Raw genomic sequence first — 13,891 nt, 5'->3', positions numbered from 1 at the left:
CTCAGCCGACTCAGAGCAAACTCAGAGGACCGGGAGTCACCCCTCTTCACCCGGACGAGCGATGCTGGTAGACGCGATGAACACGACCCGCTCCGGCCGCCCGGCCCTCACCCGCCCCGACGGCACCCCGCTCCGCGTCCTCGTCGTCGACGACGACCCCGACCTCGCGGAGGTGCTCACCGGCGCCCTGCGCTACGAGGGCTGGCAGGTCCGCGCGGCCGGTGACGGCGCCACCGCGCTCACGACGGCACGCGAGCTGCTGCCGGACGCGGTCGTCCTCGACGTGATGCTCCCCGACACCGACGGCTTCGCCGTGCTCCGCTCCCTGCACCAGGTCAAGCCGGACGTCTGTGTGCTCTTCCTCACCGCGAGGGACGCCGTCGAGGACCGGATCGCCGGCATCACCGCGGGCGGCGACGACTACGTCACCAAGCCCTTCAGCCTGGAGGAGGTCGTCGCCCGGCTGCGCGGCCTGCTGCGCCGGGCCGGCATGGCCCGCCAGCAGGAGGACGGCCCCCGGCTCACGGTCGGCGACCTCACCATGGACGAGGAGGCCCGCGAGGTCACCCGGGCCGGCGAACTGATCGAACTCTCCCCGACCGAGTTCGAACTCCTCCGCTTCCTGATGCGCAACCCGCGCCGCGTCCTCAGCAAGGCCCAGATCCTCGACCGCGTCTGGTCGTACGACTTCGGGGGCCGCGCCCACGTCGTCGAGCTGTACATCTCCTACCTGCGCAAGAAGGTGGACGCCGGCCGCGAGCCCATGATCCACACAGTGCGCGGCGCGGGTTACGTCCTCAAGCCGGTGACCAGGTGAATCCCCTACGACGACGCAGGCCGCGGCTACGGCACCTGCCCTGCCCCCGCATCCCCCGCCCCCGCATCCCCCGCACCCTCCGCGCCCGCCTCACCGCGGGCCTGGTGGTGCTGCTGGCGGTGAGCTGCGCGGCCGTGGGCGTCGCGGCGGTGGTCGAGCTGAACGGCTTCCTCACCGGCCGCCTGGACCAGCAGCTCCAGCAGAGCGGCCCGAGCTTTCCGCAGTCCCTCGAACACGACAGGTACAAGCCCAGCGACCGGGACGGCGACGAGCACGGCGACACCCGCCGCCAGGCCTCCGGCACCTTCGGCGCGCGCCTCCTGAACGGCCGGATCACCAACGCGGCCCTGATCCCGGCCGACGACGATCCCGACCTGACCGTCGGCCTCACCGCACACGACCGCGCGGTCCTGGCCGAGCTGCCGGTGGACGGCCAGGGGCACTCGGTCCGCCTGAAGTCGATCGGCGACTACCGGCTCGTGGCCTGGACCGGCCTCGACGGCGACGTCCTGATCACCGGTCTGCCCCTGGAGCCGGTACGGGCCACCGTGCACCGCCTGGAACTGGTCGCTGCCGCGGTCTTCGGCCTCGCCCTGGCCGTCGCCGGGGTGGCCGGTGCCCTCTGGGTCCGCTGGTCCCTGCGTCCCCTCAGCCGCGTCGCCGCGACCGCCACCCGGGTCAGCGAACTCCCGCTCGCCAGCGGTGAGGTGGCCCTGCCGCCGCGCGCCCCCGACACGGACCCCCGCAGCGAGGTCGGCCAGGTGGCCACCGCCTTCAACCGCATGCTGGGCCATGTCGAGGACGCGCTCACCAAGCGCCACGCCAGCGAGGAACGCCTGCGCAGCTTCGCGGCCGACGCCAGCCACGAACTGCGCACCCCGGTCGCCTCGGTCCGCGGCCACGCGGAACTGGCCCTCCTCCACCCCGGCCCGGTACCCCCCGAGGTCACCCGGGCCCTGGAACGCATCGCCGCCGAGTCCTCCCGGATGGGCGAGATGGTCGACGACCTCCTCCTGCTGGCCCGCCTGGACGCAGGCCGCCCCCTGGAGGCCCAGCAGGTCGACCTCACCCACCTGATCCTCGACGCGGTCACCGACGCCCGCGCCGCAGGCCCCGACCACCGCTGGACCCTCGACCTCCCCGAGGACCCGGTCACGGTCACCGGCGACACCCACCGCCTCCAACAGGTACTGGCCAACCTCCTGGCCAACGCCCGCCTGCACACACCGGCCGGCACGAAGGTCACGGTGCTGCTGGAGGCGGAGGACGGCTCGGCGATCGTGCGCGTCCACGACGACGGCCCCGGCATCCCGCCGGACATCCAGCCAGGCGTCTTCGAACGCTTCACCCGAGCCGAACACCGCCGCCGCGCAGACGCCCCCGGCGGCGGAGCGGGCCTCGGCCTGTCGATCGTGGCGGCGGTGGTGGAGGCACATGGGGGAACGGTGACGCTGGAGAGCCGCCCGGGCTCAACGACGTTCACCGTGGAACTTCCGCTCGGGTCACCCACCTAGGGGCGCGAGGCTGTATCGACTTGCGGCTACCGCCGCGTGGGCGCGATCAGCCACGCACAACCGTTACTCGCCATCGCACCGCACTCCCCACGGCGAACCGCATTCTCACTCAATACCGGGTAAGAGCCGTATCCCCGCCCACCGTCCCGATGGCCATATGCGGCGCCTTCCCAGGATCCGCCCACTGCAGAATCCGCCGCATCGCATCCTCCGGCACCGACACACACCCCGCCGTGGCCCCCGCCCCATTGACATGCAGAAAGATCCCGGCCCCCCGCCCCCGCACCGGCTGCGCGTAGTTGAACCCGATCACCAGCGCGTACGCGTACTGCGTCCCGTACGACGACAGCTTCTCCGCCTGAGCGGCGCGGCAGTCGGACGGCAGCGGTTCCACCCAACGGTTGTAAGAGGCGGAGTCGTTGTCCTGGCACCACCACGAATTCGCCGTCACCGCCCGGTACATGACCGAGGTCCCCGTCGGCGCCGCCTGGATGCCGAACCCGAACGGAAGGTCGTACAACCCCGTAGGGGTCGTGTTCGTACCCTGCTGCCGCCGGGCCCCCTCGACCAGCCCCTTCGCCCCGAACCGCGCGTCGGCGGACCCCACCTTCGCCCACTCCCCTCCCCGCCGTTCCCACCACGTCAGCGTCCCCGACGTCGAGTTCAGCGCGGACGCCTCCGCCGTGATCAGCTGGCTGCCGCCACCCGTGTCGGCCATCCGGGCGGGCAGCGGCGAGGTGTCCCCGTCCCCCGGTGCCGCGCCGAGCAGCAGCAGGGACGCGGACACAAGGGCGACGACGAAGCCTGGGCGCATGGCTCAGACGGTAGAGGGCGGCAGCGGCAACGGCAGCCCGGGTAGGCCATCCAGGCTCACCGCGATGTGCTCCTTGCGCTCGAAGTACGCGCTCAGCGACGCGTCGTCCTCACGCGCGAACCGCTTCCCGTGCAGCTCGCGGTCGGACTCGTACGCCATGTAGGGGACCGCGTAGCCGCAGCTGTCGCGGATGAGTTCGGCGTGTACGACGATGATCGCGCGCAGTCCGTGCAGGGTCGGGTCGATGTCCGGGAAACGGGTGAGGAGTTCCGCGAAGCGCGGGTCGTCGCGGAAGACCGCCTCACCCCGCCCGTGCACCCGCACGATGTTCGGCGGGCCCTGGAAGGCACACCACATCAGGGTGATACGGCCGTTCTCTCGAAGATGCGCGATGGTCTCGGCGTTGGAGCCGGCGAAGTCCAGGTAGGCGAGGGTGAGTTCGTCGAGTACGACGAAGGAGCCCTGGAGGCCCTTGGGGGAGAGGTTGACCGTGCCGTCGCCCGCGAGCGGGGCGGTGGCGGTGAAGAAGAGGGGCTGTTCCTCGATGAACGTGCGGAGCCTGCCGTCGATGCGCTCATAGGTCTTTCCCATGCCTCGGAATTGTCCGCGCGATTACTTCACGCGTCTAAGGAATTCCGGGATACGGACGGGGGAGGGCGGGACGGGCCAGGAAAGGCCAGGCCTCACTGTGGCCGCCCCGGCCGGCGCTGTACACGGGGCGGCCACAGCTGCCTGTCACGTCACTTGGTGAGCGTGCAGGCGGCCAGGGAGTCGAGGCCGGTCGGCTTGGCCGACGTCCGGCCGATCGCGATGGCGATCCGGTCGATCGTCGACTTCCGCTTGTCCGCCAGCGGGCCGAGGATCGCGTTCTGCACGAAGTTCGGGCCGCCCTGTCCGACGGTCGTCTGGAGCCGCTTGTTGGCCTCGTCGATCTGAGTCTGGAGGAGCGTGAGGTTGCGGGCGACCTCGGCCTGCGCGGAGGCGGGGATCGCCGGCAGCTTGGAGGCGACGTCCGGGCAGGTGATCGTGCCCACCGCGCTGCTGCCCGCGTTACCGGTGCTGCCCGTCGACTGCTGCTGGGTCGCCGCCGTGCTCGGCGTGGCGGAGGCGGAGGCCGCGCCGGTCGCGGTCCCGCTGCCGGTGTTCGTGTTGGTCCCGCTCGCGTTCAGGGCGCACGGAGCCAGCGAGTCCAGGCCCGTCGGCTTGGCGGCCGTCCGGCCGATCGCGGTCGCGATCCGGTTGATGGTCGCGACGCGCTTGTCCTTGAGGGGACCGAGGATCGCGTTGTTCACGAAGTTCGGCCCACCCTGGCCCACGGTGTCGACCAGCCGCTTGTTGGCCTCCTGGATCTGCGTCTGCAGGAGCGTGAGGTTTCTGTCGACCTCGGCCTTCGCGGTCGCGGGGATCGCCGGCAGCTGGGAGGCCACGTCCGGGCAGGTGATCGTGCCGGGCGAGGCGGCGAGGGTGCGGGCATTGCTGGTGTCGCTGCTCTTGTCCGGTGTTCCGGCGAGGGCGGAACCGGCGATGACCGCACCGGACAGCGCCACGGCGGCAGCGCCGCCGATGAACACGACACGACGCTTGTTGTACTTCGGAAGAGCCCTGGACATGCGGATGCCTCACTTGGGTCAGAGGTGGGTTTACAAACGCGGCGCCAGCGTTCAGGCATGGGTACGAGTAAGCGGTTTCGTTTGTTCAAACCTTTTTCACATCGGTCCGCCGAACCCGGCCGGATTGACGAATCATGCAGAGCTCTGCATACTCATGCATAGCAAGCGGATGTACGGGAGGAGGGACCCATGACCGAGCGCGTCGTGCTCGCCTACTCGGGCGGGCTGGACACCTCCGTCGCCATCGGCTGGATCGCCGAGGAGACGGATGCCGAGGTCATCGCCGTCGCGGTGGACGTCGGCCAGGGCGGCGAGGACCTGGACGTCATCCGCAAGCGCGCCCTCGCCTGCGGCGCGGTCGAGGCCGAGGTCGCCGACGCCAGGGACGAGTTCGCCGAGGAGTACTGCCTCCCGGCGATCAGGGCGAACGCCCTCTACATGGACCGCTACCCGCTGGTCTCCGCCCTCTCCCGACCGGCGATCGTCAAGCACCTGGTCGCCGCCGCCCGCAAGCACGGCGCCACGACGGTCGCCCACGGCTGCACCGGCAAGGGCAACGACCAGGTCCGCTTCGAGGCCGGCATCGTGGCCCTCGCCCCCGACCTCAAGTGCATCGCCCCGGTCCGCGACTACGCGATGACCCGCGACAAGGCGATCGCCTTCTGCGAGGCGAAGAGCCTCCCGATCGCCACCACCAAGAAGTCCCCGTACTCCATCGACCAGAACGTCTTCGGCCGCGCCGTCGAGACCGGCTTCCTGGAAGACATCTGGAACGGCCCGATCGAGGACATCTACGAGTACACGCAGAACCCGGCCACCCCGCGCGAGGCCGACGAGGTGATCATCACCTTCAAGGAGGGCGCCCCGGTCGCGCTCGACGGCCGCCCCGTCACCGTTCTCCAGGCGATCCAGGAGCTCAACGAGCGCGCCGGCGCCCAGGGCGTCGGCCGGATCGACATGGTCGAGGACCGCCTGGTCGGCATCAAGTCCCGCGAGGTGTACGAGGCCCCCGGCGCGATCGCCCTCATCACGGCCCACCAGGAGTTGGAGAACGTCACCGTCGAGCGCGAACTCGCCCGCTACAAGCGTCAGGTGGAGCAGCGCTGGGGCGAACTCGTCTACGACGGCCAGTGGTTCTCCCCGCTCAAGCGCGCCCTGGACGGCTTCGTCAACGAGGCGAACCAGCACGTCACCGGAGACATCCGGATGACGCTCCACGGCGGCCGCGCGGTGGTCACCGGCCGCCGCTCCGCGTCCTCCCTCTACGACTTCAACCTCGCCACCTACGACACCGGCGACACCTTCGACCAGGCCGCGGCCAAGGGCTTCGTCGACATCTACAGCCTGTCGTCGAAGATCGCGGCCAAACGGGACCTGTCCTGAGCAGTAGCGTGACGACCGCCTCCCCGTTCATGGCCGGGGAGGCGGTGCCACATCCGGATCTCTTCTAGGAGCAACGCAAGTGAGCAGCAACAGCGGTGACGTACGGCTCTGGGGCGGCCGTTTCGCCGACGGTCCCGCCGAGGCCCTGGCGAAGCTGTCCGCGTCCGTCCACTTCGACTGGCGGCTGGCGCCCTACGACATTGCCGGTTCGCGTGCCCACGCACGCGTGCTGCACAAGGCGGGCCTGCTCACCGCGGACGAACTCCAGCGCATGATCGCGGGCCTCGACCAGCTCGAGGCCGACGTCGCCGACGGCTCCTTCGTGGGCACGATCGCCGACGAGGACGTGCACACCGCCCTGGAGCGTGGCCTCCTCGAACGCCTCGGACCCGACCTCGGCGGCAAGCTCCGCGCCGGCCGCTCCCGCAACGACCAGGTCGCCACCCTCTTCCGGATGTACCTCCGGGACCACGCCCGCACCATCGGCGGCCTGATCGCCGACCTCCAGGACGCCCTGGTCGGCCTCGCGGAGGCCCACCCGGACGTGGCGATGCCCGGCCGCACCCACCTCCAGCACGCCCAGCCGGTCCTCTTCGCCCACCACGTCCTGGCCCACGTCCAGTCCCTGTCCCGGGACGCGGAGCGGCTGCGCCAGTGGGACGAGCGCACGGCCGTCTCCCCGTACGGCTCCGGCGCCCTCGCGGGCTCCTCGCTCGGCCTGGACCCGGAGGCGGTGGCGAAGGACCTCGGCTTCGAGCACGGCAGCTCCGCGAACTCCATCGACGGCACGGCCTCCCGTGACTTCGTCGCCGAGTTCGCCTTCATCACCGCGATGATCGGCGTGAACCTCTCCCGGATCGCCGAGGAGGTCATCATCTGGAACACGAAGGAGTTCTCCTTCGTGACGCTGCACGACGCGTTCTCCACCGGCTCGTCGATCATGCCCCAGAAGAAGAACCCCGACATCGCGGAGCTGGCGCGCGGCAAGTCCGGCCGCCTGATCGGCAACCTCACCGGCCTCATGGCCACCCTCAAGGCCCTGCCCCTCGCCTACAACCGCGACCTCCAGGAGGACAAGGAGCCGGTCTTCGACTCCTGCGACCAGCTGGAAGTCCTGCTCCCCGCCTTCACCGGCATGATGGCCACCCTCACCGTCAACCGCGAGCGCATGGAGGAACTGGCCCCGGCCGGCTTCTCCCTCGCCACCGACATCGCCGAGTGGCTGGTCAAGCAGGGCGTTCCGTTCCGGGTGGCCCACGAGGTGGCCGGCGAGTGCGTCAAGGCGGCAGAGGCCGAGAACAAGGAACTCGACCAGCTGACCGACGACCAGTTCGCCAAGATCTCCGCCCACCTGACCCCCGAGGTCCGCTCGGTCCTCAACGTCCCCGGCGCCCTCGCCTCCCGCAACGGCCGCGGCGGCACGGCCCCGAGCGCGGTCGCCGTCCAACTGGCCGAGGTCAAGGCGAACCTGGCGGCCCAGCACCAATGGGCGGAAGCCAAGAAGCAGGCGTAAGGGCAGCGCCCCGCCAGGGGCGCGGGGCGTAGTCGATATGCGGCTCCGCCGCGTGGGCGCGACCAGCCCCCACGCACCCGCACCCGCACCGAACCCCCCGAGCTGAACGGCGACCCAAAGGTCATCGCGGGTTACGTTGGTCGAAGCCCTGTCCAAGGCCGACCGAAACGGAGCCCGCGATGCCTTTCGCCCGACTGGCAACAGCAACAACCCCCACCTGCCACATCGGCCTCGGTCTCGCCGCAGTCGGCCGCCCCGGCTACATCAACCTCAACCGCGACGAGGACCTCGGAGAGAACCGCACCGTAGAAGCCCTCCGCACCCGCACCCACGAACTCCTCGACGCCGCCTACGCCCAGGGCGTCCGCTACTTCGACGTGGCCCGCTCCTACGGCCGCTCCGAGGAGTTCCTCGCCGACTGGCTGACCGCCCACCCCGACCTCACCGACGTGGTCGTCGGCAGCAAGTGGGGCTACACCTACACCGCCGACTGGACCACGGACGCCGAGAAGCACGAGGTCAAGGACCACAGCCTCGCGACCTACGACCGCCAGCGCGCCGAGTCCGCCGCACTCCTCGGCGACCGCCTCGACCTCTACCAGATCCACTCGGTGACCCCGGACAGCCCCGCCCTCACCGACAAGGAACTCCACGCCCGCCTCGCCGAAGCGGCGGCGACCGGCCTCAGCATCGGCTTCTCCACCAGCGGCCCGGCCCAGGCGGACGCGATCCGCGCGGCCCTCGCCATCACGGTCGACGGCGAGCCCCTCTTCCGTACCGTCCAGTCGACGTACAACGCCCTGGAGACCTCGGCGGGCCCCGCCCTCGCCGAGGCGCACGACGCCGGACTGACGGTGATCGTGAAGGAAGGGATGGCCAACGGCCGGCTGGCCGCCCCGCACGCCCCCGACGCCCTGCGGGCCGTGGCCGAGCAGACCGGCCTGGGCTGCGACGCCGTCGCCCTCGCCGTCGTCCTCCGTCAGCCCTGGGCCGGAGTCGTCCTCTCCGGCGCGGCGACCCTCACCCAGCTCGCCTCCAACCTGCACGCGGCCGCGGTCGACCTCGACGCGGACCAGCTGACCCGCCTGGCCACCCTGACCGAGGCCCCGCAGACCTACTGGGAGCGCCGCGGCAGCCTGCCCTGGCACTGACCCGAAACCGGACCTGACCCACCCCCTCTGAATCACGCATGCCCATCGTGAGACAAAGATGTCTCACATGGGCTACTCTTGTCTCATGGCCCTCGACCGTGACCACGTCCTCCGCAGCGCGGCCGCGTTGCTGACCCGCAAATCCACCGCGACCATGGACGAGGTGGCCAAGGCCGCCGGGATCAGCCGGGCCACCCTGCACCGGCACTTCGCCGGTCGGGACGCGCTCGTCCGCGCGCTGGAGGCGCTCGGTATCGAGGAGTGCGAGGCGGCCCTGGACGCGGCCCGGCTGGACGAGGGCCCGGCGGTCGACGCCGTGCATCGCCTGGTCCGCGAGATCGAACCGGCCGCCGCCCTGCTGGCCTTCCTTTACACCGAGAACCAGCTGTTCGAGGGCGACGGACAGAACCAGGGCTGGGCCAGGATCGACGACCGTATCGCGGCGCTCTTCCGGCGCGGCCAGCGCGACGGCGAGTTCCGTATCGATCTCACGCCCGCCTGGCTCACCGAGGCGCTGTACGGCCTGCTGGCCTCCGGTGCCTGGGCGGTCTCCGAAGGCCGCGTCGCCCCCAAGGACTTCACCTACATGATCGTCGAGCTGCTGCTCGGCGGCGCACGAAGAAGAGAGGAATCATGAGCAGCACCCTGCAGCCGGCGCGTGTCGCGAAGGCGGAGGAGAAGCGCCCGGGCCGCTGGCTCGCGCTCTCCGTCCTCGTGCTCGCCGTGCTGCTGGTGGCCGTCGACGCGACCGTCCTCGGCCTCGCGACCCCCTACATCAGCGAAGACCTCCAGCCCACGGGCACCCAGCTGCTCTGGATCGGTGACGTCTACTCGTTCGTCATCGCCGGTCTGCTGGTCTCCATGGGCAGCCTCGGCGACCGCATCGGCCGCAAGCGGATCCTGCTTGTCGGCGCGACGGCGTTCGGCGCGATATCCGTCCTGAACGCCTATGCGACGACCCCCGGCATGATGATCGCGGCCCGCGCCCTGCTGGGCGTCGCGGGCGCGACCCTGATGCCCGCCACCCTCGCCCTGATCCGCAACCTCTTCCACGACCCGCGCGAACGCAGCCTCGCCGTCGGCATCTGGGGCGCCACCGCCTCCGCCGGTACGGCCGTCGGCCCGATCGTGGGCGGTTTCCTGCTCGAACACTTCTGGTGGGGTTCGGTCTTCCTCATCAACCTGCCGGTGATGGTGGTCCTGGTCCTCGTCGGCATCAGGACGCTCCCCGAGTCCCGCAACCCGGACCCCGGCCCCTGGGACCTGATCAGCGTCGTCCTGTCGCTGGTCGGCATGATCGCGGTCGTGTACGCGGTGAAGGAGGCCGCCGCCCACGGCCTCACCGGAGTGACCGCGGCCGCCGCCCTGCTCGGCGCCGCCGCCCTCTACGGGTTCGTCCGCCGTCAGCTCACCATGCCCAAGCCCCTGTTGGACATGCGCCTGTTCCGCGAGCGCGGCTTCAGCGGAGCGGTCCTGGCCGACCTGCTGACCGTGCTCGGCATGTCCGGCCTGGTGTTCTTCCTCTCGCAGTACCTGCAACTGGTCCAGGGCAGGCCCCCGTTCGAGGCGGGTCTGGCCGAACTCCCCGCCGCCGTGGGCGCGGTGGCGGCCGGGCTGGTGGCCGGCCGGGCGGCCCGCCGCTACTCGGTGCGGGCGGTGGTCTCCGGCGGCCTGGCGGCCGTCGGCGTGGCCCTCGCGGCGCTGACCACCCTCTCCCAGTCCACCGGCTACCCGATCCTCGGCGCCGCCCTCCTGGTGGTCGGCGTCGGCGCGGGCTTCTCCTTCACGGTCACGGCGGACGTCATCCTCTCCAGCGTCCCCAAGGACCAGGCGGGCGCCGCCTCGGCGGTCTCCGAGACGGCGTACGAACTGGGCGCGGCCCTGGGCATCGCCCTGCTCGGCTCGATCGTGATGGGCGTCTACCGCGACTTCACGGCCCCGCCGGGCACCCCGGCCGCCTCCCACGAATCCCTGGGCGCCGCGCTGGAGGCCTCCAGAACCATGCCCACCCCCACGGCGACCGACATGCTGACCGCAGCCCGCGACTCCTTCGTCCACGGCCTCCACCTGGCCTCAGGCGCAGGCGCCGCAGTCCTCCTGGCCACGGCGGTGGCAGCGTGGTTCCTGCTCAAGGGACAGAAACTGGAAAGCGCCGCGTAGGCGCAACCCCCTGGGGGCGCGGGGCGTAGTCGATATGCGGCTCCGCCGCGTGGGCGCGACCAGCCCCCACCCACCCGCGCCCGAAAAACCCACCGACCCCACCCACCCCCCACTCACTTCTTATAGCCCAGCACCGTCATCATCCCGCTCTCCGAGTGGTACTGGTTGTGACAGTGCAGCATCCACAACCCCGGATTGTCGGCATCGAAGTCCAGCACCAGCTTCCGATGCGGCAACACGATCGTCGTGTCCTTCCGCGCCCCCTCCGAGTTCAGCCCGGTCACCGCGAACGTATGCCCGTGCAGATGCATCGGATGCCACATGTCCGTCGCGTTGATGAGCGTCAGCCGCACCCGCTCACCGGCCCGCACGGCATGCCGCTGCCGCACGTCGTACGGCTTGTGGTCGAACCCCCAGTCGTACTTCTCCATCGTGCCCGTGATCCTGATCCGCAGCTCACGGTCGGGCTTCCGGTCGCCCATGGCGACGGACTCGGCCGGCACCAGCCGCCGCGCCGGCACGCACTCACGGTCCAGTTCGTTCGGGCGGGCATCCGGCGCCGGAAGGTTTCTTCCCTTGTCGGTCCGGAGCAGCGCGAGCGCCTTGCCCTTCTTGCCCTCGGCCAGTGCGACGAAGGGGAAGACGCCGTCCTTGGCGGTGACGAGCACGTCGTACCGCTCGGCCATGCCGACCAGCAGGGCGTCCGTCCGCTGGTGCTGCACGGGATAGCCGTCGGTGTGGGTGACGGTCATGTCGTGGCCGCCGAGCGCGACCCGGAAGGCCGTCTCGGAGCCCGCGTTGATGATGCGGATCCGGATCCGGTCGCCCGGCTTGCAGCGGAAGACGGACGGGTCGGTGCGCAGCCGCCCGTTGGCCAGGTAGTGCGGGTAGGCGACGTTGCCGCCCTCCCCGTGCAGCATGCTGCTGTGGGAGTCCCGCAGCACCCGGTCGGGGCCCAACGACGTCTTGGACTTCGACGGCGCCATGGACGCGTGCTTCGATCCGTGGGGGCTCGGGCTGCCGCGGCCGGGACCCATGCCCATTCCCTCCATGTCCATGCCCATGGAGCCGCCCGGCTTGAGCTGCTGGATCACCTGTTCGGGGTTGGAGCCGTCGATGCCGTCGACCCAGTCGTCCAGGACGACGATCCACTCCTTGTCGTAGGAGAGGGGCTCCCTCGGGTCGTCGACGATGAACGGCGCGTACAGGGCACGGTCGGGCTGCATGCCGACGTGGGAGTGGAACAGGTACGTGCCCGGGTGGGCCGCGACGAAGCGGTAGATGAAGTCCGCCCCCGCCTCGATGGGCGGCTGCGTCAGGTCCGGGGCACCGTCCATGTCGCAGCGCAGCCGCACCCCGTGGGCGTGCAGCGTGGTCTTGTCGGGCAGCCGGTTTTTGACGGTCAGACTGAGCACGTCACCTGCGGTGACCCGGACCAGCGGACCCGGGACCGACTCGTTGTACGCCCAGCTGCGCACCGACCGCCCGCCCAGGTCCAGCATGCTCGGCGCGGCCGTGAAACCGACCATGCGGACCGGGCCGGACCCCCGCTTCCGCTCGGCCGCGAGAACCTCCGGGTCCGACGGGTTGACGAACCCCCGAGGCCCCTGGGGTACGAACGCTCCGATGCCGGCCGTGTGCTGCGGGCCGGAGCGGGGTTCTGAGCCGGAGTCGGAACAGGACGCGAGAAGTCCCGCGCCTGCGGCAGCGAACGGAGCACGGAGCAGGGTACGCCGAGAAGGTGTCTGCATGTCTGAATAAGACATGCTGTGTGCTCATATGGCCGGTAAATACGGAGGAACGATCGAAGTGTCGGGCCAGATTCCACCGCCAGGCGGACGGCAGGCGCACCGGGGCGGATATCAGGCGGATGGCAGACAGAAGGGCACGGACCACAGGTCCGTGCCCTTGCGCCGAAAGAGTGTGCCGGACGGCCTCCGCCGTCAGGCGGCCTTCGCCTTCGTGGCGTACATGTCCACGTACTCCTGCCCGGACAGCCGCATGACCTCGGCCATCACCGAGTCGGTCACGGCCCGCAGCACATAGCGGTCCCGGTCCATCCCCTCGTAACGGGAGAACTCCATGGCCTCGCCGAACCGGACGGTGACCTTGCCGGGCCGCGGGATGCCCGCGCCGCCCGGCTGCAGCTTGTCCGTGCCGATCATCGCGAAGGGGACCACCGGCGCGCCGGTCATCAGCGTCAGCCGCGCGATACCGGTACGGCCGCGGTACAGCCGGCCGTCGGGGGAGCGGGTGCCCTCCGGGTAGATCCCGAAGATCTTGCCCTCCTCCAGGATCCGCCGCCCGGTCATCAGCGCCGCGACACCGCCGTTCGCGCCGTCCCGGTCCACCGGGATCATGCCGACGCCGGTGAAGAACCAGGCCATCAGCCGCCCCTTGAGGCCCTTTCCGGTGACGTACTCGTCCTTGCCGATGAAGAACACCTGCCGCTTGGTGACCAGCGGCAGCACGATCGAGTCGATGAAGGTCAGATGGTTCCCGGCGAGGATGACCGGACCGTCCCCCGGGATGTGCTCCACGCCCTCCACCTGGGGGCGGAACATCAGGCGCATGATCGGTCCGAGCACTGCCTTGATGAGCGCGAAGCGGGACAACGGGTCCTCCGATGTCGAGGGGCGGTATGAGTCTGTGCAGGTGAGGACATTACTCGCGGCTGTGTGGGAAGCGCACATCGGGTACGGCCGGTTCACCGAGGTCTTACGCACTGTTGACGCTGGTTTACCTGCGGTGGCGCGCAGAAGACGGTTCGTAACGGGCTCGCGACGATGTGACCGAGATCGCCGACGGTCCGTCATCACTCGCCGTCCATCAGCCATACGGCGTCACCCGACCGTTGGGTCGGTGGTCTCCCTTCGGTCACGTCGGCACCCCTACGATCAGCCGGCATCAGAGGGTGAAGGTCAGGAGA

Annotated in this window: 12 protein-coding genes; 7 read left to right on the top strand and 5 right to left on the bottom strand. The window is 70.4% G+C overall.

The window, feature by feature from the left end:
* Positions 1-76 precede the first annotated feature (76 nt).
* Together ACFZDK_RS15720 and ACFZDK_RS15715 are read left to right on the top strand one after the other, a co-directional pair.
* Positions 77-817, top strand: a complete 741-nt coding sequence (locus ACFZDK_RS15720) for a response regulator transcription factor (protein ID WP_359222658.1) — start codon at positions 77-79, stop codon at positions 815-817.
* Complete coding sequence (locus ACFZDK_RS15715) at positions 814-2,331, top strand: ATP-binding protein (RefSeq protein ID WP_390972830.1); 1,518 nt, start codon at positions 814-816, stop codon at positions 2,329-2,331. Before ACFZDK_RS15720 ends, ACFZDK_RS15715 begins: the two co-directional genes overlap by 4 nt.
* A gap of 109 nt (positions 2,332-2,440) precedes the next feature.
* Here ACFZDK_RS15715 and ACFZDK_RS15710 read toward each other — a convergent pair whose 3' ends face one another.
* From ACFZDK_RS15710 to ACFZDK_RS15700, 3 genes are all read right to left on the bottom strand, one after another.
* Complete coding sequence (locus tag ACFZDK_RS15710) at positions 2,441-3,145, bottom strand: L,D-transpeptidase family protein (RefSeq protein WP_390972828.1); 705 nt, start codon at positions 3,143-3,145, stop codon at positions 2,441-2,443.
* Positions 3,146-3,148: 3 nt separating this feature from the next.
* Complete coding sequence (locus ACFZDK_RS15705) at positions 3,149-3,736, bottom strand: pyridoxamine 5'-phosphate oxidase family protein (protein WP_390972825.1); 588 nt, start codon at positions 3,734-3,736, stop codon at positions 3,149-3,151.
* A 149-nt stretch (positions 3,737-3,885) separates the two neighbouring features.
* Positions 3,886-4,755 carry a hypothetical protein gene (locus tag ACFZDK_RS15700; RefSeq protein WP_390972824.1) on the bottom strand — a complete coding sequence of 290 codons (870 nt, stop codon included), beginning with the start codon at positions 4,753-4,755 and terminating at the stop codon, positions 3,886-3,888.
* Between the two features lie 189 nt (positions 4,756-4,944).
* Between ACFZDK_RS15700 and ACFZDK_RS15695 the strand changes: the two genes are divergently transcribed.
* The 5 genes from ACFZDK_RS15695 (at position 4,945) to ACFZDK_RS15675 (ending at position 10,962) form a co-directional block, all read left to right on the top strand.
* Entirely contained in the window at positions 4,945-6,138 is a 1,194-nt protein-coding gene (locus tag ACFZDK_RS15695) for an argininosuccinate synthase (RefSeq protein ID WP_390972822.1), read from the top strand.
* A gap of 79 nt (positions 6,139-6,217) precedes the next feature.
* Positions 6,218-7,651 (top strand): argininosuccinate lyase, encoded by a 1,434-nt coding sequence (argH, locus tag ACFZDK_RS15690; RefSeq protein ID WP_390972820.1) that lies wholly within the window; start codon positions 6,218-6,220, stop codon positions 7,649-7,651.
* A 179-nt stretch (positions 7,652-7,830) separates the two neighbouring features.
* The gene (locus ACFZDK_RS15685; RefSeq protein ID WP_390972819.1) at positions 7,831-8,802 is read left to right on the top strand and encodes an aldo/keto reductase; all 972 of its coding nucleotides are present in this window, start codon (positions 7,831-7,833) and stop codon (positions 8,800-8,802) included.
* Positions 8,803-8,887: 85 nt separating this feature from the next.
* Entirely contained in the window at positions 8,888-9,439 is a 552-nt protein-coding gene (locus tag ACFZDK_RS15680) for a TetR family transcriptional regulator (protein ID WP_390972817.1), read from the top strand.
* Positions 9,436-10,962: an MFS transporter gene (locus ACFZDK_RS15675; RefSeq protein ID WP_390972815.1), complete on the top strand. Its 1,527-nt coding sequence runs from the start codon at positions 9,436-9,438 to the stop codon at positions 10,960-10,962. The genes ACFZDK_RS15680 and ACFZDK_RS15675 overlap by 4 nt, the downstream gene beginning before the upstream one ends.
* Before the next feature lie 113 nt (positions 10,963-11,075).
* Here ACFZDK_RS15675 and ACFZDK_RS15670 read toward each other — a convergent pair whose 3' ends face one another.
* Positions 11,076-12,713: a multicopper oxidase domain-containing protein gene (locus ACFZDK_RS15670; RefSeq protein WP_390972813.1), complete on the bottom strand. Its 1,638-nt coding sequence runs from the start codon at positions 12,711-12,713 to the stop codon at positions 11,076-11,078.
* A 192-nt stretch (positions 12,714-12,905) separates the two neighbouring features.
* Positions 12,906-13,655, bottom strand: a complete 750-nt coding sequence (locus ACFZDK_RS15665) for a lysophospholipid acyltransferase family protein (protein ID WP_359222719.1) — start codon at positions 13,653-13,655, stop codon at positions 12,906-12,908.
* Between the last annotated feature and the right edge of the window lie 236 nt (positions 13,656-13,891).

It is taken from the genome of Streptomyces sp. NPDC007901 (assembly GCF_042959465.1).
Classification (GTDB): domain Bacteria; phylum Actinomycetota; class Actinomycetes; order Streptomycetales; family Streptomycetaceae; genus Streptomyces.
This window is presented reverse-complemented; position numbering and strand designations above follow the sequence as displayed.